Source organism: Amycolatopsis sp. BJA-103 (assembly GCF_002849735.1).
Lineage (GTDB): Bacteria > Actinomycetota > Actinomycetes > Mycobacteriales > Pseudonocardiaceae > Amycolatopsis.
This window is the reverse complement of sequence record NZ_CP017780.1, coordinates 8,533,992-8,560,403: the sequence shown is the minus strand read 5'-3', so window position 1 is coordinate 8,560,403 and position 26,412 is coordinate 8,533,992. Positions and strand designations below refer to the sequence as shown.

The window sequence follows — 26,412 nt, the reverse complement described above, 5'->3', positions numbered from 1 at the left end:
CTACCGACTTCAGCGACTCGGAATGATCTTCGAACCCGAGACGTACCGCATGGCCTCGACGAACTTCGGGTCGTTCATGCGGCGTTCCATCTCGGGGAAGTCGAGGTCGACCAGCCGGGTCTGGATCCACCACAGGTTGCCGAACGGGTCACGGACCCGGCCGACGCGGTCGCCGAAGAAGAGCTCGGTCTGCTTCGTGACCTCTTCGGCGCCCGCCTCGACGGCCCGGCGCTGTGTCTCCACGCTGTCCTCGACGTAGAGCCGCAGGTACGCCGGGGTCTCGACCCAGTCGTCCTGCGCGTCGAACAGCATGACGACCGAGTCGCCGACGCGAACCTCGGCGTGCCCGATCTTGCCGCCCTCGACGTACACCGGTTCGCCCATCGGCTCGGCGTCGAAGACCCGCTTGAGAAAGTCGATCATGCCCGCGGTGTCGCGCGAGATGATCCACGGGGTGACCGAGTGGTAGCCGGCGGGGATCGGGTTGCTCATCAGGGGTCTCCTCAGTCGTCGTGGTGCGTTGAGAAGAACGCTAAAGGGCGTATAGGACAGATCTTGTCCTAATGAGATTTCAGCAGAAACGACGGCTTCGCGTCCCGCCACTCCGGCATGTCCAGGGAGTCGAGCGCCTCGACGATGCGCTTCTCCTCGTACCGGAAATGCGTCTCCATGATCGCCGTGAGGCCGTCGAGTTCCCGCTGGACGTGCAGGATCTCGGCCGGGCTCGACGCCGGGCCGACGCCGCCGACCAGTTCTTCGAGCCGCTCGATGATCCCGGACATGACGTCGTGGTCGTGTGCGAGCTCTTCGAGCGTCGGCCGCAACTCGGGGAATTTCTCCGCCAGCACAAGGAAAGCGCCGCCGTCCTCCCCGGTGTGATGCCTGGTCAGCGCCGAGCAGAAGGTGAGGCAATGCGCGCGGAGATCGCGCAGCCGCTCGGCACGCCCGTCCGCGACCGAGCCGAGGTCGTCGTGCAGCCTGGCCAGCTCTTTACGCAGCCAGTTGTGAACCTGAACGAGTTGATTTCCGAACGCCGTCAACCGGCCGTTCGATGAAGAAGGGGTTTCCATGATTTCCCATGGTCCGACGCCTCCGCGCCCACGACGGTCTCTTTGCCGGGTGCACTGCGACGTTGATCGAACTACAGCACGGCCACCGCCGGGCCGTCAAGTGAGGTCAGTGGAAGTCACGGGACTTGGCGGTGATCCGCAGCGGCAGGTGCCGGATCTGTTCGGCGAGGACGTTCACCACCTCCCCGGTGCGCTCGACCACACCCCGGATCAGCAGCGCCGGACTGCCGCGCGCGACCCGGTGATAGCGCTGCCACACCCCCATCGTGCAGATGATGTTGATCATCCCCGTCTCGTCCTCGAGGTTCATGAAGGTGACGCCGCCCGCGGTCGCCGGCCGCTGGCGATGGGTCACCGCGCCACCGGTCAGCACCCGCGTGCCGTGTGGGACCTCGCGCAGGCCCGCCGCCGTGACGACGCCGAGTTCGTCGAGGCTCTCCCGGATGAACTGGGTCGGGAAGCTGTCCGGCGACACCCCGGTCGCCCAGACATCCGCGGCCGCGACGTCGATTTCGTCCATCCCCGGCAACATCGGTGCCTTGACCCCGGTGGCGAGACCGGGGAGTTTCTCCAGGCTTTCGTCGGCGACCGCGCCCGCCGCCCAGAGCGCGCTCCGCCTGCTCTCGCCGAAACAACCGAACGCGCCTGCCGTGGCCAGCGCCTCGACCTGAGGTTTGGTCAGCCGCACCCGCCGGGCGACCTCGGGCAGATCCGCGAACGGGCCGCCGCGCTCTCGCTCTTCGACGATCTCCTTCGCCAGGTTCTCGCCGATCATCCGCACGGTGGACAGGCCACCCCGCACGGCGAGCAGTTCTCCCCCTTCCGGCAAGGGTTCCAGCGTCGCGTGCGGGAGGCTCGCGTTGATGTCGGGGCCGAGCACCTTCACCCCGTGCCGCCGCGCGTCGGCGACCAGCGACTGCGGCGAGTAGAACCCCATCGGCTGCGCGCGCAGCAAACCGGCCAGGAACGCGTCCGGGTGGTAGTACTTGAAGTACGCGCTCGCGAACACCAGCAGGGCGAAACTCAGCGCGTGACTCTCCGGGAAACCGAAATTCGCGAACGCCTTGAGCTTGCCGAAGATCTTCTCCGCGAGCTCCTCACCGATGTCGTGCTTCGCCGCACCTTCGAGGAATCGGCGTTTGAGCCGTTCCATCTTCTGCTCGGAACGCTTCGCACCCATGGCGTGCCGTAACTGATCGGCCTCCGCCGGGGTGAAATCGGCGACGTCGAGGGCGATCTGCATCATCTGCTCCTGGAACAACGGGACGCCGAGGGTCTTCTTCAGCGCGTTCTCCAGTTTCGGATGGTCGAAATCCCATTTCTCCTGATCGTTCTTTCGCCGGATGTAGGGATGCACCGAACCGCCCTGGATCGGACCGGGCCGGATGAGCGCGACCTCGACCGCGAGGTCGTAGAACTTCTTGGGGCGCAAGCGAGGCAGGGTGGCCAGCTGCGCGCGGCTCTCCACTTGGAAAACGCCGATCGCGTCGGCACGGCAGAGCATTTCGTAGACGTTCTGATCCTTGAGATCCAATTCGGAGATGTCGACCTCTTCCCCTTTGTGGTCGTGAACCAGATCTATCATATAGTGCAGGGCCGACAACATCCCGAGTCCGAGCAGATCGAATTTGACCAGTCCCGCGGCGGCGCAGTCGTCCTTCTCCCACTGCACGACACTGCGGTTCTCCATCCTGGCCCATTCGATCGGCACCACCTCGCTCACCGGCTGTTGGCAGATCACCATGCCGCCGGAATGAATGCCGAGATGCCGGGGGAAGTCTTCGAGCGCGCAAGCGAGTTCGACGACTTCGCCGGGAATGTCGTGATCGTGATCCTTCTCCGTCGACCGCAACGCACCCCAGCGGTCGATCTGCTTGCTCCACGCGTCCTGCTGGCCGGGTGAATACCCCAGTGCCCGCGCCGCGTCCCGGACCGCGGACCGCGCCCGATAGGTGATCACGTTCGCCACCTGCGCGGTGTTCAGCCGCCCGTATTTTTCGTAGACGTACTGGATCGCCTCTTCGCGGCGGTCGGATTCGATGTCGAGATCGATGTCCGGATAACCGTCGCGGTCGGGGGCGAGGAACCGTTCGAAGAGCAGTCCGTAGCGCACGGCGTCGACCTTGGTGATGCCGAGCGCGTAACAGACCGCGGAATTCGCGGCCGAACCCCGGCCCTGGCAGAGGATGTCGTTCTCCCGGCAGAACCGCACGATGTCCCAGACGATCAGGAAGTAGCCGGGGAAGCCCAGCTTTTCGATGATCTCCAGTTCGTGCGCGATCAGCTTCCGGGCTTTTCGGCGGTACTCGGCGGTCTTGTTCTTCTCGTGGTCCTTCGCGCCCTTGAGAGTGAGTTCCTTCAAGTAGGACGCTTCGGTGTACCCCGCCGGAACGTCGAACGGCGGCAGCTTCGGTTCGATGTGATGCAGTTCGAACGCGCATTCCCGGCCGAGCAGCGCCGCGCGCTGCACCGCGCCCGGATACCGCGCGAAGATCTCGGCCATCTCCTCCCCCGACCGCAGGAACGCCGTCCCCGCGGCGGGCAGCCAGCCCTCCATGTCCTCCAGGCCCCGCCGGGCGCGGATCGCGCTGAGCGCGTCGGCGAGCGGGGCCCGCTCCGGCCGCGCGTAATGCGCCGCCGTGGTCGCCACCGTCGGCAGCCCGAACTCCGCGGCCATCTCGCTCAGCAGGTCGTTGTGCGTGCTGTCCAAGGGGAGGCTGTGGTCGATGAGTTCGACGTAGACGTTCTCCCGGCCGAAGCAGTCGATGAGTTCCTTCAGTTTCTCCACCGCCGCGACGGGACCTCCGGCGACGAGGGCCTTGCGCACCGCGCCCTTGCGGCAGCCGGTGAGCACGACGCACTTCCCGCTGACCTCTTCGGCGACCGCGCGCAGGTCGTAGACCGGCCTGCCTTTCTCGGCTCTTTCCTTGGGCGACAAGTATTCCCTGTCGAAGCCGTACAGCTGTCCGGCGGTGATCGCGCGGTTCAGGCTCAGGTAGCCGTCCTGTTTCTTGGCCAGCAAGAGAAGGTGTTCGCCTTCGGGATCGGCGAACCCGTTCTGCGGTCCGGACAGGCCGAAGCTGAGCTCCGTGCCGAAGACGGTGTGCACGCCCAGTTCTCTCGCCGCTTCGGCGAAGCGCACCACGCCGTACATGCCGTCGTGATCGGTGAGGGCGATCGCGTCCAGGCCCAGCCGCGCGGCCTCCTCCACCAGTTCCTCGGGATGGCTCGCCCCGTCGAGGAAGCTGAAGTTCGAATGGCAGTGCAGTTCGGCGTACGGCACCCGGCGCGCGGTGGCCCCGTCGTCTTCGCCGATCTGCCCCGTCAAGTCGGGGGGACGCTCGTAGCCCTCCCGCTTGGCGCTCCAGGCGGGGCTGTCACCGCCGTCGCCGGGCTGGACCTCGCCCGCGAGTTCGCGGGCGAGATCCTTCCACGGCTTCGGAGGGTTGTTCCAGCCCATCGGTCACCGATTCTCGATCGAGCGTCTAGGCGGGGGGACGAACACTTCCGCTCGCGGGACGCACGCCGCCCAAGCCGTGTTTCGTTCGAGGCACTCTTTACCGCCGAGAGCGCTTTGACACTGCTCGGCACGCTGTACCGGGATGGCCGGTTCCTCCAGCCACCGCCGCACCAGCCGCGTGTACTCCTCGTCCATGGTCAGTCGTACTTCCCTTCCAGCGTCCACATCGGGTTTTCGTGGTGTTCGAAGCGGAGCAGCACCGCCTCCTCCGCGTCCGGCCCGTCGGCCAGCAGCACCTGCAACCGGATCCGGGTCCCCGACCGCGCATGGCCCGCCCCGGCCCGGACGCCGACCAGCCACGGCCCCGCCCAGGCGAGGACCTGGCGCGGCTCACCGCCCTCGAAGCTCACGAGGAACGGTGTGGCGGTGACCCGGCGCCGCGCGGTGATCTCCACGACGCTCCCGTGTTCGTCCAGTACCTGGGCGGGCACCGGCCGGGGGAACACCGTCGCCGGGGAGGGCGACGGGAGCCGTCCGGCCCAGTTCGCGTCCGCTTGCGCGGACCGCTCCCGTCTGTCGCCCCACGGCACCAGCCGGACACGCTCGGCGGGATCGCGGCCGCCGTCGAGCACCGCGGTGAAGACGCTCTCCGGGCCGAGCAACCCCTGCACCCGCACCAGGGCGCGGGCGGCGCGCTCGCCGGACAGGCCTTCGTCCTCTGTGGACGGACGCAGCGCGCCTGCCGCACCTGCCTGCCACAACCCGAGCTGCAGCGACCGGCCCTCGACGGTCTCCTCCGGCTCCAGCCGCAGCCGCACGACGCCGGATCGGGGCCGCGCCGAGGTGTCCCGGACCTTCAGCCAGCCTTCGAACTGCCAGCGCACCCTGTCCGCGACGCCGGACGGGGTCAGCGGTTCGGCGCAGCGCCACACTCTGCCCAGTTGTTCGCCGGTCTCGGTGGTGGCGTAGATGCCGAGGCGAGTGCAGGCCAGCCCGTGCGCGGCGAGCCCGGCATGGAAGCGCTCACCGAGCCCTTTCGCCACGAACGCGGCGGCGTCGACCCTGTCGATCGGCGGGTCGAACGCCTTCGCGAGCGAGAGTTCCGGTGGTGGACGGCGGCGCAGCGGTGGACGTTCGGACCGCCCTCGTGCCAGCCGGTGAGCGAGGACGCCCTCCGTCCCGAAACGCGCGGAGACGTCGCTTTCGCCGAGCGCCGCGAAAGCACCCAGCGTGCGAAGTCCCAGCTGCCGGAGCAAGGTGACCAGCTCGGTTCGCCCCGCTTCGGGCTGATCGAGCTCTCGAATGGGCAACGGGGCGAGGAAATCCGCGGTCTCACCCGGCTCGACCAGTGTCGAGCGGCGGGCGGCGAGCGTCGCGGCGAACAGGCCGTCGGCGACGCCGACCTGAGATTCCACCCCCGCCGCCACGGACACCTCGTCGACCAGCCTTTCGAGGAGACCGTGCTCGCCGCCGAAGTAACCGGCCGCGCCGTCGACCGGGACGGCGACGATCCCCGGGCGGACGACCTCGACGCCGACCGCCAGCTCCTCCACCGCCTGCGCGACGGACTCGAAGAGCCGGGCGTCACGGCCGTCGTCCTCACCGAAGACCGCCAGATCCGGGCAAGACGACTGGGCCTCGCGCCGCCGCATCCCGCGACGGACGCCGAATCCCCTGGCCACCGCAGTGCAGGCGACCACGCGGTTCGCCGAGAAGACCGCGGCCGGACGGCCGACGGGCTCGCCCGCGACGGCCGCGGCGGCGACCGCGGGCCAGTCCGGGCACCACAGCACCAGCATGCGTACAGGTGGGTTCACGCCGTCCCCCACCTCGCCGCGGTCGCGGTGGGGAAGTCGGCCTTCTCGACTTCGCCCTCGCCGGGGAACCGCAGCAGCGCCGACATCGGCCGGGCGGCCGCACCCCGGCCACCGGCCCGCACCTCGACCTCACGGGTCCGCAGGTAGCCCGAGCCGCCGCCGGTGAAGCCCGTCCAGCGCGCGCGACGGCAGCTCAGCTCGACCTCCGCACCGGGCCAGGAACCCAGCGAAAGCAGCACCGAACCACGGTTGCGCGCGCGGGCGGACAGCCGTCTCGCCACGTCGGGCCGGGTGAGCCCCGGACCGACGACCACGAGATCGAAGCCGTCGAGCAAGGCCGCGGTCACCGCCGGGAACTCGGCACCGGGACGGGGGACCAGCGCGAGCCTGCCCACCTCGACCCCGAGTTCCGCGGCGGCGACCACCCCGAGCGCGGGCAGGCCGACCGCGACCGCCCACGCACCGCCGGCGGTGGCGGCGGCGAGCAGGGTGAGCATCAATGACGTGGACCCCAGCACCGAAACGGTGCTCCCGCGCCGGAGCCCCGCGGCGGGCAGCAGACCGGACAACGCCGCGGACACCGGGAGCACCCTTCCCGTCGTCCTCGCGTGTTCGGCCGCGGAAGCCACGCCACTGGCCGTGCTCACTCCTGGCAAAGCCGCCAGCCTCGCCAACGGCAAGGCCCGTGCTTCGACCACCTCCGCTGTCACCGGACCTCGCCTCCCCACGACACCTGAACCGTCCTTTGTGGACGGTTTGAGGGTGCCACGGGGAAGGCGGCACATCGAACGCCTGTTCGATGTCTCCAGTACACCGGTCGGCGCAGCGGTTGTCAAGCGATGAGGGAACCGTCACCGGACCTGTCATCCTGGACGCCATGTCCTCGGAAGCCTTGCGCCGCGCGCTGTCCGACCCCGGCGAACCACCGCTGCGTCCGCTGCCGGACGAGGTCGCCGCCCTGCTGGAGCAGTTGGCCGCTCCCCCTCGGCTCGCCGCCCATCTGCGGGCGGTCCACGACGTGGCCCGCACGCTGGCCGACTGGCTGGAGAAGGAGTTTCCGGCGGTGGACCTCGACCGCGAAGCGGCCCTTTTCGGCGCCGCCGTCCACGACATCGGCAAGACCGTCCACCCCGGGGAGTTGTCCGGCCCCGGCTCCGCACATGAGCAGGCGGGCCACGAACTCCTTCTGACCCAAGGAATCAGCGAAGAGCGGGCTCGATTCGCGCGAACGCACGCCGCCTGGGGCGAAGACGTCGGCGTCGAGGATCTGCTCGTCAGCATCGCGGACAAGATATGGAAGGCGAAGCGGGTCGAGGATCTCGAACAGCTGCTGGTCGACCGCCTGACCGTCGCGAGTGGACAGTCGCCGTGGGAGGTCTTCATGGCGCTGGACGACCTGCTCGACCGGATCGCGGCGGACGCCGACGGGAGGCTCGCCTTCCAGGCGCGCCACCCCGTCGACGGCTGATCGGTCAGGCCACGCGAGGCAGCGGGGCCGGGTGATGGCGCCGGAAAGCGGGCGCGGAAGTGCCCGGCTCGCCGTGCAGCCAGTCGTAGAGGAAGTGGAACTCCGGCCCGAACCGGCTCGCCTCGGCGTTCAACCGCTCCGGTGACGTGGACGGCCAGCGACCGGTCTCGACGCGATCCCGCAGCAAGCGCAACGCCGTCAGCTCCTCGGCCGCGGTGTGCTGACAGTGACCGCCCCGGTTCACGAAAACCTGCCGGATCCGGGCGGGATCGACGCGGTCGCCATAGGTCCGCTCGTGTTCGGGGGCGACGCCGTCACCGATCGGGTGCAGCGTGACGATCGGCTGGTGGCCGCGTCCCGTCGGCGTCCCGATGCGGTCGAGCAGCCGGGCGGCGGCGTGGTCGGCCTTGACGCGGGGCGCGGCGGCGAGCTTGGCCAGATCGGCGCCGAGGTCCAGGCTCGCGGCGCGGTAGGCCTGCTTCACGAGGTCACGTTCGCTCGACCGAGCGAGCAGGCCGCGGTAATCCACTCCGGTGTTCCCGGTCGGGTTGCCGCCGGCCTGCTTCTCCAGATCGGCGCGGTGATCGCCCCAGGAAAGCTGGTCGTAGACCGCTTGGACGAACTTCGTCTGCTGGCGGATCTGCTCGGTGACGTCCGTGGAGCGGGGATGGTGCGCCGTCGACCAGCCGGGGGCGTCGGCGAACGCGTTGGCGAGGGCGAGCCGCGCCCGTCCACCGGGTGATTCCAGCGCCTCCGCGATCACCTGATGGGCTTTCGCGAGGTTCGCCCGCGGGTCGGCGATACGGACGATCTCGAGTTCGGGCGCCAGCAGCGTCCGGACCGCGAACCCGAGGTCCAGCGCCTGACCGAACAACGCGGAGCCACCGGCGACCGGACCGCACATCGCCAGCGCGCCGTCGATCCGGTGCGGGAGCCGCTCGGACAGCAGTACCGCGTTGAGCCCGCCACCGGAAGCTCCCCAGGTGAGTACCTGCGCCGGGCGTCCGACGTTGCGGTCGAACCAGGACAGCAACGCCGTCTGATCGTGAACGGCTTCCCGGGCGGAGAAGCCGTTCGGCTTGCTGTAGAGCGACGCGGCCAGCGCGTACCCCTCGCCGAGGAGGACGGGCTTGGCCTCCGGCCGGTTGGCGAGCTCGATCTCTTCGGGAACGTAGCCCGGCGGGTAGATCCCGTGGTTGTACAGCAGGAGCTTGCCGTTCCAGTTCGACGGCACCTCGACCCGGTACTGGGCGCCGTCGATCGCTCCGGTGTGGACACGGACGTCGTCCGCGGTGAGGGCTGGCGCGCCGGTGACGATCAGCGCGGCGGCCAGGATTCCTGTCAACGTCATGCCGGAAATGCTGGCAGCGCAAAGCTTCGCGGGAATCCGTCGAGACGCGGCTTCTCGCCTACGCCTCCCGACGTACGAGCTCTTCCGCCAATTCGACGACGATCCCCTCCGGGCTGCGGACGTAGCAGAGCCGGTAGCTGTCCTCGTACTGGACCAGTTCACCGACGAGTTCGGCGCCGTGCGGCCGCAACCGCTCGAGGGCGTCCTCGATGTCCTCCACGGAGAACACGAAGTGACGGATGCCGGGAGTGTTCATCGGAGCGCGCGAATCGTCTGCCCGACCGGACGGCGTCCGGTACTTGATGAGCTCCACACCGCCCTGGCCGTCCGGTGGCCGCAGCACCGCGATGTTCGTCAAGACCCCTTTCAACCCGGTGAGGCGATCGACCGTGTCACCCTCGAGCGACGCCTCGCCTTCCAGTTCGAGACCGAGTGCGACGAAGAACCCCTTGGCCGCTTCGAGGTCGTGGACGACGACACCGACGTGTTCCAGTTTCTTGAGTGCCATGACAGTTCCTTTCAGGCGCTCTGACGGCGCATGAGCTCTTCGACGGCGGTGGGCAAGGTCGTTTCGAAGTCGATGAGCTTGACCCAGGTCGGGGTCACCACGATCCGGACCATGCCGTCGTAGAGCGACTGCACCTGCTTCTCCCACTCGACCCGCTGCTCGGGCGTCATCTCGTAGGTGCCGCTCCACTGCATGTACTCGTCGGGGATGCCGTCGACGTAGTCCAGCTCGACGGTGCCGCGGAGGAGCAGGATCTTCGGCGGGTGCGATTCGGTGTCGATGGTCAGGGCGACGGCGGGGTTGCGGCGCAGCGACGGCAGTTTCGGCGCGTTCGTCGGGGTGCACATGACGATCTCCTTGCCGTTCCAGTGGATGCCGATCGGGATCGACCGCGGCGTGCCGTCGAGCGCGGTGTAGGCCAGCCGGGCCAGGTCCCGGGCCAGGAGCTCCTGGCTGAGCGGGCGGTTCAGGATCTCGTCGATCGTGTTCTGCTGCATGTCGCTCTCCTCGGGTCGCTGTCTTCGCGGACGCCCCAGGGACGCCGCCGTCCTCCGCACTTCGACACCCCAGAATGTGACCCGCGTCACATCGCCTTTAGCGGGCTAAACGCGATCCGTTGTCGAAAGCGCCCCTGGCCAGGCGTCGCCTCTATGAAGGCACACGAGAGAGGACAGTCATGGCGAAGGAATCCGAGGTCCGCTTCGAGGGCTTGATGCCCACCACACCCGCCGACACCTGGGCCGCGATCACCACGGGCAGCGGCGGATGGCTCTGGCCGATCCGGTACGAGCCGCGCGACGGCGGCACCGAATCCGGCCTCACCCCGAACGGCGGCATGGTGACCGTCTGGAAACCGTCGAAACGCTTCGTCACCTATGCCGAAGACGAGAAGGGCTGGTTCAACACCCTCGAGTACGTCCTCGAGCCGAAGGACGGCGGCACGTACCTGCGCTACGAGCACACCACCGTCTTCGACGACTGGGACGTCGACTACGACGCGTGCGAGCGGCACACGGCGTTCTACTACCACTCGCTGAGCGAATACCTGACGCACTTCAACCGGCGTCAGGCGAAGTACTTCAAGGCCGACGCGCTCGAAGCGTCGACGGCACCGGAGGCGTTCGAGGCCGTGCGGGTAGCGATCGGCGCGACGGTCGCGGGCGATCAGGTGCGCTTCGAGGTGCCGGGCGCCGGCACCGTCGAAGGCGTCGTCGACTACCTGACGCCGGAATTCATCGGCGTCCGGACCGAGGACGCGCTGTACCGCTTCTACGGCCGGAACGCCTGGGGCTGGCCTGTCGGCATCGGCCATCACCTGTTCGCCGAAGACGCTGACGCGGACAAGGCCGAGAAGGCGTGGACGGCCTGGCTGGCCGGCCTGTACGCCTAGCGGGGCAGGTTCTTCGCGAGCTCGGCGCCGACGGACTTCGCCGCTTCGGCGGACTCCGCGGGCGGGATCGGCGAGTTCGTGAAGAACCCCTTGTCCCAGCCCTTGTAGGTGACGAGGACGACGTACACGCCCTGGGTGAACCGCAGCTCGGCGCCACTGAAGGCACTGTCGGTGTCCAGGGAGACGAGAACCGCCTTCTCCCCGATCCCCTGCACCTGCTGCTGGCGCTCGGACGGCGCGGCCGACCCGACGGAGGACTTCGCCGCCCGCTCCTGGGCGTCCGTTCCTTCGTGGCGGTAGACCATGACCTGGAGGGTGCGGTCGTGGACGTTGTCGCCGTCCGGCGCCGACCAGGAGCAGCCGACCTGCTTGGTGACGATGTCACCGGCCTTGATCTCGTTCTCGCGGGTGCCTTGGAAGCTGTTGGTGACCGTCTTGTTCAGGGCCTCCGGGGAGACCTTGCACTCGGTGGGCGGCTGCTCGGAGACCGGCGCCTTGCCGACCGACGAGTAGTACTCCGACGCGAAGATGCCGCCGGGGATGCCCAGTCCGAGCAGCACCACGCCGCCCACGATCAGGCCGACGATCAGCCCGGTCTTTTTCTTCTTGGGCGGCTGCTCGTAACCCGGCATCGGCGGGCCGTACCCGGGCGGCGGACCGTATCCCGGACCACCGGGTGCGCCGTACCCCGGAGGCGGGCCGTAACCCGGCTGCTGCCCGTAGCCCGGCTGGCCTCCTTGCCCAGGTGGCGGACCCTGACCCGGTCCCTGGCCGTACCCCTGCGGCGGCTGGTGCACCGATCCTCCTAGCGATCCTCGCGTACGCGCGCGTCGCGATTAGCCCGCTAAAGGCGACACGCGGCCAGCATGGCACGGCGGCCCGGGGCGCGGGTGGCCGATGAGGTCAGCCCACCGAATCGAAGGCGACCGGCTTGCCCCCGGAACGCGTTTAGCGGGCTAAACGCGATCGGTCGGATCGCGATTAGCCCGCTAAAGGCGCTTTGACGTCAGTGAGCGAAGTGGCGCGTACCGGTGAGGTACAGGGTGACCCCGGCGGCCTCGGCGGCGGCGATGACCTCGGCGTCACGGATCGAGCCGCCCGGCTGGACGACGGCGCGGACACCGGCCTCCAGCAGGACCTCGAGCCCGTCCGGGAACGGGAAGAAGGCGTCCGAAGCGGCGACGGCGCCCTTCGCCCGGTCTCCCGCCCGCGAGACCGCGAGCCGCGAGGAGTCGACCCGGTTGACCTGGCCCATGCCGACGCCGACGGTCGCGCCGTCGTTCGCCAGCAGGATCGCGTTCGACTTCACCGCGCGCAGCGAACGCCACGCGAACTCGAGGTCGGCCAGCGTCCGCTCGTCGGCGGCCGCGCCGGTGGCCAGCGTCCAGTTCGCCGGGTCGTCGCCCTCGGCGGCGATCGTGTCGACGGTCTGCACCAGCACGCCGCCGGAGATCGGCCGGAACTCGATCGGATCCGGCGCCGTGATCGCGGGCAGCTTCAGCAGCCGCACGTTCTTCTTGCGCTGCAGAATCTCCAGTGCCTCGGCGTCGAAGTCCGGGGCCAGGACGACCTCGGTGAACACCTCGGAGATCTGCTCGGCGGCCTCGCGGCTCACCGGCCGGTTGGTCGCGATCACCCCGCCGTAGGCCGAAACCGGATCGCAGGCGTGTGCCTTCCGGTGCGCCTCGGCGATGTCCTCGCCGACGGCGATCCCGCACGGGTTGGCGTGCTTGATGATCGCGACGGCCGGAGCCTCGAAGTCGTAGGCGGCGCGGCGCGCGGCGTCGGTGTCGACGTAGTTGTTGTACGACATGGCCTTGCCGTGCAGCTGTTCCGCGTGCGCGAGGCCAGGACGCCAGTGCTTGTACAGCGCGGCCTTCTGGTGCGGGTTCTCGCCGTAGCGCAGCACGTCGCCGCGTTCCCAGGTCGCGCCGGTGAAGTCCGGGAAACCGGAGTCGTCCGCGGGCGCGTAGACGTTGGCGAACCACGCGGCGACGGCGGTGTCGTACGCCGCGGTGTGCGCGTAGGCCTGGGCGGCGAGCCGCTTGCGGTCGGCCAGCTCGAAACCACCGGCGGCGACGCGCTCCAGCACCCAGCCGTAGCGGGACGGGTCGACCACGACGGCGACGCTGCTGTGGTTCTTCGCCGCCGCGCGCACCATCGCCGGGCCGCCGATGTCGATGTTCTCGACGCAGTCCTCCGGGCTCGCGCCCGAGGCGACGGTCTGCGTGAACGGGTACAGGTTGACCACGAGCAGGTCGAACGGCGCGATGTCGAGCTGCTTGAGCTGTTCGACGTGCTCCGGGCGGTCACGGTCGGCGAGCAGGCCCGCGTGCACGCGCGGGTGCAGCGTCTTGACCCGGCCGTCGAGGGACTCGGGGAACCCGGTGACCTCTTCGACCGGCGTCACCGGCACCCCGGCGTTCGCGATGACCTTCGCCGTGCCGCCGGTCGACACGATCTCGACACCCGCCGCGTGCAGCCCGGTGGCGAGTTCGAGCAGGCCGGCCTTGTCCGAGACGCCGATCAGCGCGCGCCGGACGGGACGCTGTCCCTGTGCGGTACTCACGAAAACCTCACCTTTCGTCCCTCGACCGCGCACCCGCTCCGGCCGAGCTTTTCGATCGTTTCCACCAGGAGCCTGCGTTCCACGGCCTTGATCCGCTCGTGCAGGACGTGTTCGTCGTCATCGGATTCCACGATCACCGGCTCCTGCGCGATGATCGGCCCGGTGTCGACTCCGGCGTCGACGAAATGGACCGTCGACCCGGTGATCTTGACGGCCATCGCCAGCGCGTCGGCCACGGCGTGCGCGCCGGGGAACGACGGCAGCAACGCCGGATGCGTGTTGATCACGCGGCCGGGGAACCGCGCGAGGAATTCGGCGCCGAGGATCTTCATGAACCCCGCCGAGACGACCAGGTCGGGCTGGTAGGCGGCGACGGCTTCGGTGATCGCCTTGTCCCAGGCCTCGCGGTCCGGATGGTCGGCCATCCGCACGGTGAACGACGGCACGTCGGCGCGTTCGGCCCGCGTGAGCGCCTCGATCCCGGTGCGGTCGGCTCCGACGGCGACCACCTTCGCCGGGAAGTTCGGCTTTTCGACGGCGTCGAGCACGGCTTGCAACAGCGTGCCGGAACCGGACGCGAGGACGACGAGCTTCACCGGAGTGGGCAGATCCAACCGACTAGCCAGAACGGGCTCCTTGCCACGGCGGTACGCACTCGGGCGTACGGCGCTTCACCTGGTCGCGACAACCCTAACGGTCGCCGCCGGGCGCGCTTTCGTCGCCGGACCCGTCGGTGGACTCGGTCACAGCGTCGTCAACGACACCGTCCTGCTCGGGCTCGGTTTCGGGCTCTGGTTCCGCCGGGGGCTCGTCTTCGTCCTCACCCAGCTCGCGGGCGAGTTCCGCTTCGGCCTCGTCATCGAATTCGTCGTCGACGTCGGTTTCGGTTTCGTCAGCCGCTTCGTCTTCTTCGGACTCGACGGCTTCCTCCTCGACTTCGGCGAGGTCTTCGGCGCCGGGTTCCCCTGGCGGCTCGGGAGCCTCGTGTGCTCCGGCGAAGAACGCGACGAAACCACCGGGGACGACGATCCAGCAGAAGGCGATCACCGACGCGACCCCGACCGGCACGCTGACCGGGTCGAACGGCCCGTCGCCGAGCCTGCCGCCGGCGACGGTCCCGAGGACGACGCAGCCGAACGCGACGAGCGCGCCCGCGACGGCGACCGCCCGCATCCGCAGCATCGGATCTTCGTCGATCGTGCGGATCTTCCAGCCGACCAGCGCGCCGGCCAGCGCGGGCAGGAGCAGCAACACGGGCCACCAGACAGCGTGGTGCGACGGGATCCCCGCCAGCACCGGCACCCCCGGCAGCTGTCCCTCCCGGTAGCCGAACATGCCGACGGTCAGCGAACCGACCGAGAACCCCGGCCCGGTGGTGAAGGACAGCGCGGCGACGACCGCGTTCGGCAGGTACGCCACGGAAAGCGCGAACAGACCGAAGCTCGCACCGAAACCGGGCTCGAACAGACTGTCCACAGTGGACCACGAGAGCGCGGTGGCCGCGGTGAACACCACGGCGCCACCGGCGATCATCGCGGCGAGACCGAGCGCGCCCGCCCGCAGGCCTCGGACGGCCACCGGGTCGAACCGGTCCCGCACCGCGGCCGGAAGCCCGCAGCGTTTGGCGACTCCCGCGACGGCGGCCAGCCCGGCGATGAGTCCCGGCACACAGAAGGCGGTCAGCGGGTTGACCCCGATCGGCGATCCGCCGGCCAGCAGGGCGATGAGCACGCCGAACAGCGCGTGCGCCCCGGCTATCACCGTCACCACCGGGACGGCGTCCGCCGGGGTCCGGCCGCCGATCCGGCGCGTGGCCCGCGCGGCCGCCCTCGCCGCGAGCCACCCGACGACGAGCGTCGGCAGCAGCGGCAGCACGCCGAGCGGATGACCGGCGAGTTCGAGTTCCACCTGCCAGGAGGCGAGCCAGCCCGGCCCGGCGGCGAGCAGCGCGCCGGTGGCGGAGAACCGGGACCGGTCGGCCGTGAACGCGACCACCGCGAGTACGGCCGCGACGGCGGTGTAGGAGAAGAGCAAAGGCGCGCAGGCCGCGGCGAGCAACACCCGAACCCGCTTGGCCCTGGACACCTCCGGCTCGGGGACGAGGTCGCTCACCGGCTCTTCGCCCGGCGGGCGTTCGTCGCGGGTGAGCAGCTTCATGATCCGCACCATGACATCCGGACTGAGCCGTCCGGGTGAGGCACGCCGCCATCGGGTGGCGCGCGTGGCCCAACCCACCCGGTCGGGTAACCCCGGAAACGAAAGCACCCGCTGTGACACGGAGAGTCACAGCGGGTGCTTTTGCGTGCGAGAGGTCAGCTCTGCCGGTCGAACCCGCCCGGCGGCGTGCCCGGGTTCTGGCCCTGCTCCGAGGACGGCGGCTGCTGGAAGAACTGGCCCTGCTGCGGCGCGTACGTCGTGGCCTGCTGGCCCGGCGGCTGCGTGACCGGCGGCTGGAACCCGCCCGGCTGCGCGAACGGGCCGGAGGGCTCACCCTGCGGCTGGCCCTGCTGCTGCCCCGCCCCGGGGAACGGCTGGACCTGGGTGGCGGCCGGGCCCTGCTGACCCGGCTGGCCGAACGGACCCTGCGGGCCCTGCTGCGGGAACTGCTGGCTGTAGGGGGCCTGCGGCGCCTGCTGCTGCGGCTTCGCGGCCGGCAGCTTGAGGACGTCGTGCTCGAACAGCAGCGCCGCGACCGCGACCAGCATCTGAAGGATGCCGAGGATCAGGACCACGGTGAGGATGCCGGGAAGCGAGACCTCCGGGCGGCCCTCCCCGCCGTCGACGGTCGGGTAGCCGATGACCAGGTCCAGCGCGCCGAACGCGCCGAGAACGCTGAACAACGCGGCGAACGGCAGCGTCTTCGGGCCGCGCGGCAACGCGTGCAGCGCCGCGAGCAGACCGGAGACCAGGAGGAAGACCGACACCTCCTTGGCCGCGTCGGCCTCGTCGGAGAAGCCGATGAAGAACTGCACCAGGCCGAGGACGGTGACGGCGAGCGCGAGCAGCAGCGCCAGGTTCAGCGGGCTCGCCGGTGACGACGGCGCCTGCTGCTGCGGGAAGGCTCCCGAGCCTGGGTGGGGCTGAGGGGGTTGCTGGCCGCCACCCTGCTGGGGGTAGCCGGGCCCACCGCTGGGATAGGACATCCGAATGCTCTCCTGTCGTTGGACCGGCACCCCGGGGCGCGCGGGACTCCCGGGACAAACGAGGCGGCTGTGATGCTCGAACGCTAGCGCACGCACGGTCACCCCACGCCTCGGGCTCTGAGACGTCTGTACACCCGATCGGGTTCCACGCGGAACCCCCTCGGCGACGCCCATTTCGCGTTTAGCCCGCTAAACGTGCTCCGGTGGCCGGATCGCGATTAGGGGGCTAAACGCAAGTCGGCGGGCCGGGCACCTGGTGAGGCGCCCGGCCCGCCGGGGAATGCGTCAGTCTCCGAAGGATCAGAGGCTGTTGTACAGCTCGCGCGCCAGGACGGCGGTCTCGCTCGGGGTCTTCCCGACCTTGACACCGGCGGCCTCGAGGGCCTCCTTCTTGGCGGCGGCCGTGCCGGAGGAGCCGGAGACGATGGCGCCGGCGTGGCCCATCGTCTTGCCCTCGGGCGCGGTGAAGCCCGCGACGTAGCCGACGACCGGCTTCGTCACGTTGTCCTTGATGTAGGCCGCGGCGCGCTCTTCGGCGTCGCCACCGATCTCGCCGATCATCACGATGACCTTGGTCTCGGGGTCCGCCTCGAACGCCTCGAGGGCGTCGATGTGCGTGGTGCCGATGATCGGGTCGCCGCCGATGCCGACACCGGTCGAGAAACCGATGTCACGCAGCTCGTACATCATCTGGTAGGTCAGCGTGCCCGACTTCGACACGAGACCGATCGGGCCGGCACCGGTGATGTCGGCCGGGATGATGCCCGCGTTCGACTTGCCGGGGCTGATCACGCCGGGGCAGTTCGGCCCGATGATGCGGGTCTTGTTGCCCGTCGCGACCGCGTGCGCCCAGAAGTAGGCCGAGTCGTGCACCGGGATGCCCTCGGTGATCACCACGGCGAGCGGGATCTCGGCGTCGATCGCCTCGATGACCGCGTCCTTGGCGAACTTCGGCGGCACGAAGATGACCGAAACGTCGGCGCCGGTCTCCTTGATGGCCTCCTCGACCGTGCCGAACACGGTGAGGTCCTTGCCCTCGACGGAGACGGTCTGGCCGGCCTTGCGGGCGTTGACGCCACCCACGATGTTCGTGCCGGACTTCAGCATCTTCGTCGCGTGCTTCATGCCCTCGGAGCCGGTGAGCCCCTGGACGATGACCTTGCTGTTCTCGTTGATGAAGATCGACATCTCACGCACCTGCCGCGGCGAGCTCGGCGGCCTTGTCGGCCGCGTTGTCCATTGTGTCCACCACGGTGACCAGCGGGTGGTTCGCGTCGGCCAGGATCTGACGACCCTCGATGACGTTGTTGCCGTCCAGCCGCACGACGAGCGGCTTGGTGGCCTCGTCGCCCAGGATCTTCAGCGCCTCGACGATACCGTTCGCGACCGCGTCGCAAGCGGTGATGCCACCGAAGACGTTGACGAACACGCTCTTCACGTCGGTGTCGTTGAGGATGACGTCCAGACCGGCCGCCATGACCTCGGCCGAAGCGCCGCCGCCGATGTCGAGGAAGTTGGCGGGCTTGACGCCGCCGTGCTTCTCGCCCGCGTAGGCCACGACGTCCAAAGTGGACATCACGAGGCCCGCGCCGTTGCCGATGATGCCGACCTCGCCGTCGAGCTTGACGTAGTTGAGGTCCTTGGCCTTGGCCTTCGCCTCGAGCGGGTTCTCCGCGTCCTTGTCGACCAGGGCCTCGTGGCCCGGCTGACGGAACGAGGCGTTCTCGTCGAGGGTGACCTTGCCGTCGAGGGCGATGATCTTGTCCTGCGGGTCACGGACCAGCGGGTTGACCTCGACCAGCGTCGCGTCCTCGGAGACGAAGGTCTCCCAGAGCTTCACGACGACGTCGGCGGCCTCGTCGACCACGTTCTCCGGGAACTTGCCCGCGGTCAGGATCTCGACGGCCTTCGCCTTGTCGACACCGATGATCGCGTCGACCGGGATCTTCGCGAGCGCTTCGGGACGCTCGACGGCCAGCTGCTCGATCTCCACGCCGCCTTCGGCCGAAGCCATCGCGAGGAAGGTGCGGTTCGCACGGTCCAGCAGGAAGGAGAAGTAGTACTCCTCGGCGATGTCCGAGGCTTCGGCCACGAGCACGCGACGCGTGATGTGGCCCTTGATGTCGAGACCGAGGATCGCCTCGGCCTTTTCCGCGGCCTCGTCCGGCGTCTGGGCCAGCTTGACGCCGCCGGCCTTGCCGCGGCCGCCGGTCTTGACCTGCGCCTTGATGACGACCTGGTTGCCGATCTTCTCGGCGGTGGCCTTGGCTTCTTCGGGGGTGTTTGCCACGGCACCCGGCAGAACCGGTACTCCGTGGGCGGCGAAGAGATCCCTCGCCTGGTATTCGTAGAGGTCCACTACTCCAGTCTCCTGACGACACGCCACTGTGGTGGTCCGTTGCCGGACCGCGCTGTCGGACCAGTCGAGGTTAGCGACCTGCGCAGAAGCAGGGGACTCCGCACCTGGTGAAGTCGGTCACCGTACGCGGTCAGACGGTGTTTCCACGGTGTGAGACCGCACACCGGAGACCCAGTTCGCCGCCTCTTCCAGGCTTTCGAAGGCGTTCTCGAACCGGCCCGGCCCGTTACCGACCGCGAAGAGGAGGACGTCCGGGAGCGCTTCGGCGAGCCCCTCCGGCTCACTCGCGCCTCGCACGACGCCGAGGATGTCCGGATCCTCCTGTTCGGCCGTCCGGACCAAGTGCTCGAGGGTGTCGAGACGTCCGGCGTAGACGACCTCGACCCCGTCGTCGCGCAGCAGTCGCCCGAGCACGGCGGCCGAACCTTCCTCGACGCCGAACTCGGCCAGCACCACGCGAAGGAGACGGCGCGTCACTCGGACCGCCGCGATCCCGCGACGGCCATCCCGGCCGCGACGAGGGAGACGACGGCGGCGCCCAGCGCGAGCCAGAACCCGATCCCCGCCGAAGAGCCGTCGTACTCCGAGCCGACGAGCGGCAGTTCCGCCGCGCGCAGGCCGAGCACCAGCGCGGCACCGGCCAACGCGGCCGCGGCCGCGATCGGCCTCGAACGCACGACGAGCGCGTACAGCCCGAGCACGACCGCGAGGGCGCCGAGCAGGCCCCACGACGCCGCGCCGAAGTCCGACCACAGACCCGGGGCGGTGTAGCCGGGCGCGGTGAACACGGGCGTGCCGAACGCGGCGATCGCCAGCACCGCCGCCGCGACGACCGGGGTGAGCACGGCGCCGTTCGCTCGCGGTTCGTCCATTCCACCGTCGTCCGAGTCGTCGCGCTCCACCACACCGGTGATCACGGCGGCGAGCGCCGCGACGGCCGCCAGCGCGAGCGCGACGAAGGTCCAGGTGACGCCCGGGCCCGCCGAGTAGCCGACCTTGTCGGGCGACGGCAGCGGCAGATCGACGCCGAACAGTGCCGGATCGACGGCCTTGTCCTCGGTCACGGACAAGGCCGCGCTCAGCACGGCCGCCCCCGCGAGCACGACCCCGGCCCATGTGGCCGCGACGACTCCCCTGGCGAACGCCGAGAGCCGCGGCACGAACACGAACAGGGCGGGCACGGCGAGCACGACGGCCGCGCCGAGCAGCAGCCAGCGCGACGGTGTCTCCGGGACGGGCGTCTCACCGTTGGCCGCCAGTACCGGGGTCAACGCCGCCGCGACCGCGGCCGCGGCGGCGAGCAGCGCCAGCCCGCCGGTGGCCAGCCGCCACCAGAACAGTCCTGGCAGCCTGGCCTCGCCTGCCAGGTCACCGGTGACCGCCTCACCGGCTTCCGCGACGTCGAATCTGGTGAAGGCCAGGCCGAACAGCCCGAGGCCCGCGACGATCACCAGCACCGAACCCGGCGCGACCGAGAGCCGGTCCACGACCAGCCCCGCGACCACCGGCGGCACCCCGACCGCGAGCGCCGCCAAGCCCGCGCCCGCGAACCCGCCCTTGCCGACCCCGGCCGAGGGCGAACTCACCGCCACGAGCACGGTCAGCGGCAGCAGGGCCGCGAGCAGCAGGTACCCGGCCATCGCGACCGTCGGTCCCTCGAAGGCGTTCTTGGCCAGGAGGTACGCGTTGCCCGAACCCAGGGGCGCGAGCAGCAGGCCGATCCCGCCCGCCACGCCGAGCACGGGCCCGAGCAGCCGCCAGCGGCGATATCCGTCGAGCTCGCCCGCCAGTTCGGCCTCGTCGCGGGCGGTCCCCGCGGCGAACGCCCCGGCGGCGAGGGTGAGGAGGTGGCCGGCCACCAGCGGCCACAGCCCCGGCCCCGCCGGGGGCAACGCGAGCAGGCGATCGGCGAGGAACAGTTCCGGCCGTGCGGCGAGGGATCCGTCCGCGAGCAACTGCAGGTCCAGCAGCAGCCGTCCGGGTGCGAGCGCGGTCAGGCCGAGCACCAGTCCCGCCGTGAGTCCCGGACGTCCCGTCGACACCGCGTAGAGCACGGCCACCGCGGGCGCGAGGGCCAGCACGACCAGCAACGGCGCGGCGGTGAACCCGGGTGAACCGCCCCGGACGACGGGCATCAGCGCGCCGGCGGCCAGTGCGACCGCTCCGGCCGACACCAGTCCCGCCGACAGCACGAGCGCTCGCGGGCGGGCGCCCGGTTCGCTCCGGAGAAGTTCGGCGGACGCGGTCCCGGGGACGGCCTGCCCGGCGGAGTTGTCATCGGGGTGCCGTGAGCGCGAAGTCATCGACGGCGACGCTAGCAAGCCGGGCCCGCCCAGGCCCGCCAGCAGGGGGATCGCGGGCCTCACCGGCACTCGGCCGGACCTCCCCGGACCGCTCGGTGCACTCACCGAAGGCCTGGATCGCGGCAAACGTCCTTCAACATCACCGGGCAACCGGTTATTTCCCTCGTTTGCCTCCTTTCCGGCCCTCCGGTACCCCCGAATGGCCGCTTGATCTTGTAACGCAGATCACAAGGTTACGAGTAAACCTCATCTAACTTTGGGTAATCTTCACTGGATAACGGCCAGATCATCGTCGCCCGATCGGCCGAGAGGGCGGTCAAATCTTGCTGATCGGGGTGCCGCTTCGTTACTGTCCCCAGGTCCCCATTACAGTCAGATCACGAATGAGAGCACCGAACGAACCACCCCCGAGGTCGTTCACCGGGTTCCCCCGCCCGGGCTCTTGATCCGACTCCCCGAACATGGAAGGCCCCGTCTTGGCTTCACACCGCTCCCCCGGCGGCCAAGCTCCTTCCCCGGCGCTCGAGAACGCACTCGATGGTGCGGTCGTTCGCGTCCGGGGCTCGCACCGACTGTCGCCCCCGTCCTCGGCCCTTCGCGGCCGTGTCGTGGTCGCAGCCGTCGCTGCCGGCGCCTTCGCGGCCGCCGCTGCCGGGCAGACCCTGAAGTCCGTTTCGGAATCCTCCGACGCCGCCGTCACGCCGCTGGCCAGCGCGCAGGACGCGAGCGCCTCGTTCGCCCTCGGCGGTGGAGCCGGTGGCGGCGCCCCCGAGCTGCTGCCGACCAGCCAGTCGGCGAACGCCTCCGCCGAGGCCCAGAAGCTCTCGGACAACAACAGCATCACCCAGGCCCGCGTGAAGCGTGAGGCCGAAGCGGCCCGCAAGGCCGAAGAAGAGGCCAAGCGCCCCAAGACCTGCATGCCGACCAAGGGCACCTTCACCTCGGGCTTCGGCGCCCGGTGGGGCACGAGCCACCTCGGCATCGACCTCGCGGCCCCGATCGGCACCCCGATCGTCGCGGCCTCCGACGGCACGGTCATCGAGGCCGGCCCGGCCAGCGGTTTCGGCCTCTGGGTCAAGGTCCAGCTCTCCGACGGCACCGTTCACGTCTACGGCCACATGAACTCCTTCTCCGTCCGCGAAGGCCAGAAGGTCAAGTGCGGCGAGGAGATCGCCGAGGTCGGCAACCGTGGCCAGAGCACCGGCCCGCACCTGCACTTCGAGGTGTGGCAGAACGGCTCCAAGAAGATCGACCCGCGCCCGTGGCTCGCCGCCCGTGGCGTCAGCGTCGGCTGACCGAGCCTCTTTCCCGCTTTTCGCATCCCGGCCAGTACCGCCGGAAGCACCGGCGCGCCGGGCAACGAAGCCCTGGCGCGCCTTCAGGACCTCCGCTCCCCCCGTTTCGGGCACAAGGGAGCGTCGCAGGTTCTCTGGTTCGGAGCACGTCCGGCTTTCCGGGCCCTCAACGGGCCCATGTGACGCCATCGGACAGTTTTCGGGCGAAGTGCCCCACGGCGACCTGCCACCCCGCGCAGAGTCCCGCCGGGCGCCGTTCGATCGGCCGCCATCCAGCGAAGAACCCGTGGGAAGAAGGCCGGTACCCGGCTGATCGCGGCCCGAACGACCATCGCCGCGCGTGCCCGGATCCGACACACCGTCCGGCCCCGACCGGTTCGTGCGTCCGCGGTAACGCGCGCCAGGCCGCGACCAGCCTGAGCACTTCCGGCGGTTCCGGACCCCGATCCGGCCCCGCCCCTTTTTCAACACCCCGCAAGTACTCCAGTACCCCACTGGAGAAAAAACCAAACAAGACCCCGACCACATCGTGTGCCCCCTCCCCGTTCCGGGGGGCACACCGGCTTGCCCAGCATACCCCAGCGCATCGAACTCGTGTTCGATGGCACAGGTATACGGGAAGGGTCCGACAGTTTTCGGGCGCGGCGAAGAAACCGCAGGTCAGCGCTACAGTTTGACCATCGGGACGCTGCCGATGAGCATCAGCCGGACCTTGCCGGCGGCACCGAAGTCGATCGTCGCGGTGGCCCGGGGTCCGGCGCCGTCGCAGGCGATGACGGTCCCGAGGCCGTACTTGTCGTGGCTGACCCTGTCGCCGACGTCGAGCTTGAGCGCGACGGTGTCCTTCCAGCCCTTGCCGAACGGGCTCGTGCCCGCCGACCTCGACGGCGACGCGGAGCCGCCGCCACGGCTTCCCCACGTCGTCGCGGCGCGCGGCGAGCCACCCGACGAACCGAAACCGCCGGAGGACGACGACGGTGCGAGCCTGCGCCAATCGACCAGGTCGGCGGGAAGCTCGTCGAGGAACCGCGAAGCCGGGTTCATCTGCGGCTGGCCCCAGGCGGAGCGCACCATCGAACGGGAGACGTACAGCCGCTTCCTGGCGCGCGTGATCGCGACGTAGGCGAGCCGTCGTTCCTCGGCCAATTCGGTCGGGTCACCGAGCGCGCGCATGTGCGGGAAGATCCCGTCTTCCCAGCCCGTGCCGAAGACGACCGGGTACTCGAGGCCCTTCGCGGTGTGCACGGTCATCAGCGTGACCACGCCCGCGTCGTGCCCGTCGCCGTCCTCGCCGCCGTCGGCCGCGGGAATCGAGTCCGCGTCCGCCACCAGCGAAACCCGCTCCAGGAACGCGGGCAGCGAGCCCGGTTCCGGCACTCCGGGGTCCGCCTCGGGCAGTTCGCCGTCCGGACCGGCGACCTCGGCGGTGAATTCGGTGAACTCCCGCGCGACGGTGACGAGTTCCGTCAGGTTCTCCACCCGCGACGCGTCCTGCGGGTCTTCGGACTCCTCGAGTTCCGCGCGGTAGCCAGTGCGTTCCAGGACCGCTTCGAGGATGTCGGCGACCTCGGCGCCGCTCTCGGCGACCTCGCCCAGTTCGTCCAGCAGCTCGACGAAACCGGTGATCGCCTTGGCGGAGCGCGGGTTCAGCAGCGGCACCTCGCCGTTGACGGCACCGCGCAACGCCTGCGCGAACGAGATGCGCTCCCGCTCGGCGTACGTCGCGATGACCGCTTCGGCGCGGTCGCCGATGCCGCGTTTGGGGACGTTGAGGACGCGGCGCAGGCTCACCGTGTCCTCCGGGTTCGCCAGCACCCGCAGATACGCGAGCATGTCCCGGACCTCGCGCCGTTCGTAGAACCGCACGCCGCCGACGACCTTGTAAGGCAGGCCGAGGCGGATGAAGATCTCCTCGAAGACCCGCGACTGGTTGTTGGTGCGGTAGAAGACCGCGACGTCGGAGTAGTCCGCCTCGCCCTTGTCCGCCAGCGCGTCGATCTCGCCCGCGACGAACGCCGCTTCGTCGTGCTCGTTGTCCGCGACGTAGCCGACGATCTTCTCGCCGTCGCCGGAATCGGTCCACAGCCGCTTCGCGCGCCTGTTCGGGTTGCGCGCGATGACCGCGTTCGCCGCGTTCAGGATCGTCTGGGTCGAGCGGTAGTTCTGTTCCAGCAACACGGTCCGCGCGTTCGGGAAGTCGCGTTCGAATTCCTCGATGTTGCGGATGGTCGCGCCGCGGAAGGCGTAGATCGACTGGTCCGCGTCACCCACGACGCACAGTTCGGCGGGCTCGAGCCCGGCCTCGTTCTCCTCGGTGCCGACCAGTTCGCGGATCAGCGTGTACTGCGCGTGGTTCGTGTCCTGGTACTCGTCGACCAGCACGTGCCGGAACCGCCGCCGGTAGTACTCGGCGACGTCCGGGAAGGTCTGCAGGAGTTCGACCGTCCGCATGATGAGGTCGTCGAAGTCGAACGCGTTGGCCTGGTTGAGCCGTCGCTGGTACTCGACGTAGACCTCGGCGACGCGGCGCTCGAGGTCGTTGCCCGCGTCGGCGACCGCCGTGTCCGGGTCGATCAGTTCGTTCTTGAGGTTCGAGATGTTCACGGCCAGCGTGCGCGCCGCGTACTTCTTCGGATCGATGTCGAGATCGCGGGCGACGAGCGTGATGAGCCGCTTCGTGTCGTCCGAGTCGTAGATGGAGAAACTCGACGACATCTCCAGCGTTTTGGCCTCACGGCGCAGGATCCGCACGCACATGGAGTGGAACGTCGACACCCACATCGCGTTCGCGCGGCGGCCGACGAGGTCGCTCACCCGCTCCCGCATCTCCGCGGCCGCCTTGTTGGTGAACGTGATCGCCATGATCTGGCCGGGGTGCACGTGCCGCTCGGCCAGCAGATACGCGATCCGCCTGGTCAGCACCCGGGTCTTGCCCGAACCCGCGCCCGCCACGACCAGCAGCGGTGAGCCCGCGTGGGTCACGGCCTCGCGCTGCGCCGGGTTCAGGTCGTCGAGCAGGTCGGAGTGCCGGGACTTGGCCGGGCCGTCCGCTGGGAGATCGAAGAGGGTGTTCATCGCCGGTCCACGCTACAGCGCCGGGCGTAGGCGCCGTTGCCGCCTGCCGTCCGACGCGCGGGCGGTGTTCGCGGCGGAGGATCGGATGCCATGGACACCAACGGAATTCCCTCCCGGCTCCGGGCCGCCGACGCCGACCGCGAGCGGGTCGCCTCGCTCATCCAGGCCGCCGGCGGCGAAGGCCGTCTCAGCCTCGAAGAAGTAGAAGACCGGCTAGGCACTGTGTATTCCACCAAGTACACGGACGAACTGGCCGCGCTCACCTCGGATCTGCCGAAACCCGTGCCGAAGCGGCGCGCGGTCGTCTTCGGGCATCGGGCGGTGCGGATCCACCTCGCGGTCGCCGTCGCGCTCTCGGTGCTGCTGATCGTCCGCTGGACGGTTTCGGGGGTGCCGTTCTTCTGGCCCGCGATGCCGATGTTCTGGCTGGCCATGAGCGTCCTGGTACACGCCCGCGTCCGCGGAGCGCGATGTGATTTCGGCCGGGGTGACGGCGTCGCTGTGGCATAATGATCGGTATGCGGCACGCGACGCGATTTTTTTACGGGACCCGGACTCCGGCTCCCGTGATCGCATAGTGCCTGATTGCCATCACCCGAAGCCC

At 69.6% G+C, this 26,412-nt stretch carries 22 protein-coding genes; 4 read left to right on the top strand and 18 right to left on the bottom strand.

What is annotated here, in order from left to right; genetic code table 11:
• Positions 1-9: 9 nt before the first annotated feature.
• The 5 genes from BKN51_RS38680 to BKN51_RS38655 all read right to left on the bottom strand — a co-directional run bounded on the left by BKN51_RS38680 (position 10) and on the right by BKN51_RS38655 (position 7,057).
• On the bottom strand, positions 10-492 hold the full coding sequence (locus BKN51_RS38680) for a VOC family protein (protein ID WP_101612267.1): 483 nt from the start codon (positions 490-492) through the stop codon (positions 10-12).
• A 68-nt stretch (positions 493-560) separates the two neighbouring features.
• A complete protein-coding gene (locus tag BKN51_RS38675) occupies positions 561-1,070 on the bottom strand; it encodes a hemerythrin domain-containing protein (protein ID WP_101612266.1) in 510 nt (169 codons plus the stop codon).
• Positions 1,071-1,176: 106 nt separating this feature from the next.
• A complete protein-coding gene (locus BKN51_RS38670; RefSeq protein ID WP_101612265.1) occupies positions 1,177-4,530 on the bottom strand; it encodes an error-prone DNA polymerase in 3,354 nt (1,117 codons plus the stop codon).
• 197 nt (positions 4,531-4,727) lie between these two features.
• Positions 4,728-6,329, bottom strand: coding sequence for a DNA polymerase Y family protein (locus BKN51_RS38660; protein WP_101612263.1), 1,602 nt, complete (start codon positions 6,327-6,329; stop codon positions 4,728-4,730).
• 14 nt (positions 6,330-6,343) lie between these two features.
• On the bottom strand, positions 6,344-7,057 hold the full coding sequence (locus BKN51_RS38655) for a hypothetical protein (RefSeq protein WP_233223090.1): 714 nt from the start codon (positions 7,055-7,057) through the stop codon (positions 6,344-6,346).
• A gap of 167 nt (positions 7,058-7,224) precedes the next feature.
• On the opposite strand from BKN51_RS38655, the gene BKN51_RS38650 reads away from it, so the two are divergent.
• Positions 7,225-7,815, top strand: coding sequence for an HD domain-containing protein (locus BKN51_RS38650; RefSeq protein WP_101612261.1), 591 nt, complete (start codon positions 7,225-7,227; stop codon positions 7,813-7,815).
• A gap of 4 nt (positions 7,816-7,819) precedes the next feature.
• Here the strand turns inward: BKN51_RS38650 and BKN51_RS38645 are convergent, their stop codons facing one another.
• Genes BKN51_RS38645 through BKN51_RS38635 form a run of 3 tightly spaced genes read right to left on the bottom strand, consistent with a single transcriptional unit; the run spans position 7,820 to position 10,171 of the window.
• Positions 7,820-9,166, bottom strand: coding sequence for a hypothetical protein (locus tag BKN51_RS38645; RefSeq protein WP_101612260.1), 1,347 nt, complete (start codon positions 9,164-9,166; stop codon positions 7,820-7,822).
• A gap of 58 nt (positions 9,167-9,224) precedes the next feature.
• On the bottom strand, positions 9,225-9,674 hold the full coding sequence (locus BKN51_RS38640; RefSeq protein WP_101612259.1) for a VOC family protein: 450 nt from the start codon (positions 9,672-9,674) through the stop codon (positions 9,225-9,227).
• An 11-nt stretch (positions 9,675-9,685) separates the two neighbouring features.
• Positions 9,686-10,171 (bottom strand): pyridoxamine 5'-phosphate oxidase family protein, encoded by a 486-nt coding sequence (locus tag BKN51_RS38635; protein WP_101612258.1) that lies wholly within the window; start codon positions 10,169-10,171, stop codon positions 9,686-9,688.
• A 179-nt stretch (positions 10,172-10,350) separates the two neighbouring features.
• On the opposite strand from BKN51_RS38635, the gene BKN51_RS38630 reads away from it, so the two are divergent.
• Positions 10,351-11,064, top strand: a complete 714-nt coding sequence (locus BKN51_RS38630; protein ID WP_101612257.1) for a hypothetical protein — start codon at positions 10,351-10,353, stop codon at positions 11,062-11,064.
• Here the strand turns inward: BKN51_RS38630 and BKN51_RS38625 are convergent.
• The 9 genes from BKN51_RS38625 to BKN51_RS38585 all read right to left on the bottom strand — a co-directional run bounded on the left by BKN51_RS38625 (position 11,061) and on the right by BKN51_RS38585 (position 21,438).
• Complete coding sequence (locus tag BKN51_RS38625) at positions 11,061-11,861, bottom strand: hypothetical protein (protein ID WP_101612256.1); 801 nt, start codon at positions 11,859-11,861, stop codon at positions 11,061-11,063. The two genes, BKN51_RS38630 and BKN51_RS38625, sit on opposite strands and share 4 nt — an antisense overlap.
• 209 nt (positions 11,862-12,070) lie before the next feature.
• The gene (gene purH, locus BKN51_RS38620; protein WP_101612255.1) at positions 12,071-13,633 is read right to left on the bottom strand and encodes a bifunctional phosphoribosylaminoimidazolecarboxamide formyltransferase/IMP cyclohydrolase; all 1,563 of its coding nucleotides are present in this window, start codon (positions 13,631-13,633) and stop codon (positions 12,071-12,073) included.
• A complete protein-coding gene (gene purN, locus BKN51_RS38615) occupies positions 13,630-14,247 on the bottom strand; it encodes a phosphoribosylglycinamide formyltransferase (protein ID WP_101612254.1) in 618 nt (205 codons plus the stop codon). Before purN ends, purH begins: the two co-directional genes overlap by 4 nt.
• A 76-nt stretch (positions 14,248-14,323) precedes the next feature.
• On the bottom strand, positions 14,324-15,802 hold the full coding sequence (locus BKN51_RS38610) for a cell division protein PerM (RefSeq protein WP_101612253.1): 1,479 nt from the start codon (positions 15,800-15,802) through the stop codon (positions 14,324-14,326).
• Positions 15,803-15,945: 143 nt separating this feature from the next.
• Positions 15,946-16,776: a DUF5336 domain-containing protein gene (locus tag BKN51_RS38605; protein WP_101612252.1), complete on the bottom strand. Its 831-nt coding sequence runs from the start codon at positions 16,774-16,776 to the stop codon at positions 15,946-15,948.
• Positions 16,777-17,076: 300 nt separating this feature from the next.
• Complete coding sequence (gene sucD / locus BKN51_RS38600) at positions 17,077-17,964, bottom strand: succinate--CoA ligase subunit alpha (protein WP_076163092.1); 888 nt, start codon at positions 17,962-17,964, stop codon at positions 17,077-17,079.
• Position 17,965: 1 nt separating this feature from the next.
• The gene (gene sucC, locus BKN51_RS38595) at positions 17,966-19,135 is read right to left on the bottom strand and encodes an ADP-forming succinate--CoA ligase subunit beta (protein ID WP_101612251.1); all 1,170 of its coding nucleotides are present in this window, start codon (positions 19,133-19,135) and stop codon (positions 17,966-17,968) included.
• Positions 19,136-19,252: 117 nt separating this feature from the next.
• On the bottom strand, positions 19,253-19,612 hold the full coding sequence (locus BKN51_RS38590; protein WP_101612250.1) for a hypothetical protein: 360 nt from the start codon (positions 19,610-19,612) through the stop codon (positions 19,253-19,255).
• A complete protein-coding gene (locus tag BKN51_RS38585; protein WP_101613718.1) occupies positions 19,609-21,438 on the bottom strand; it encodes a hypothetical protein in 1,830 nt (609 codons plus the stop codon). The genes BKN51_RS38590 and BKN51_RS38585 overlap by 4 nt, the downstream gene beginning before the upstream one ends.
• Before the next feature lie 608 nt (positions 21,439-22,046).
• Between BKN51_RS38585 and BKN51_RS38580 the strand changes: the two genes are divergently transcribed.
• Complete coding sequence (locus BKN51_RS38580; protein ID WP_101612249.1) at positions 22,047-22,733, top strand: M23 family metallopeptidase; 687 nt, start codon at positions 22,047-22,049, stop codon at positions 22,731-22,733.
• Between the two features lie 666 nt (positions 22,734-23,399).
• Here the strand turns inward: BKN51_RS38580 and pcrA are convergent.
• Positions 23,400-25,808, bottom strand: a complete 2,409-nt coding sequence (pcrA, locus tag BKN51_RS38575) for a DNA helicase PcrA (RefSeq protein WP_101612248.1) — start codon at positions 25,806-25,808, stop codon at positions 23,400-23,402.
• Positions 25,809-25,898: 90 nt separating this feature from the next.
• On the opposite strand from pcrA, the gene BKN51_RS38570 reads away from it, so the two are divergent.
• Complete coding sequence (locus BKN51_RS38570) at positions 25,899-26,318, top strand: DUF1707 SHOCT-like domain-containing protein (RefSeq protein WP_101612247.1); 420 nt, start codon at positions 25,899-25,901, stop codon at positions 26,316-26,318.
• Positions 26,319-26,412 lie beyond the last annotated feature (94 nt).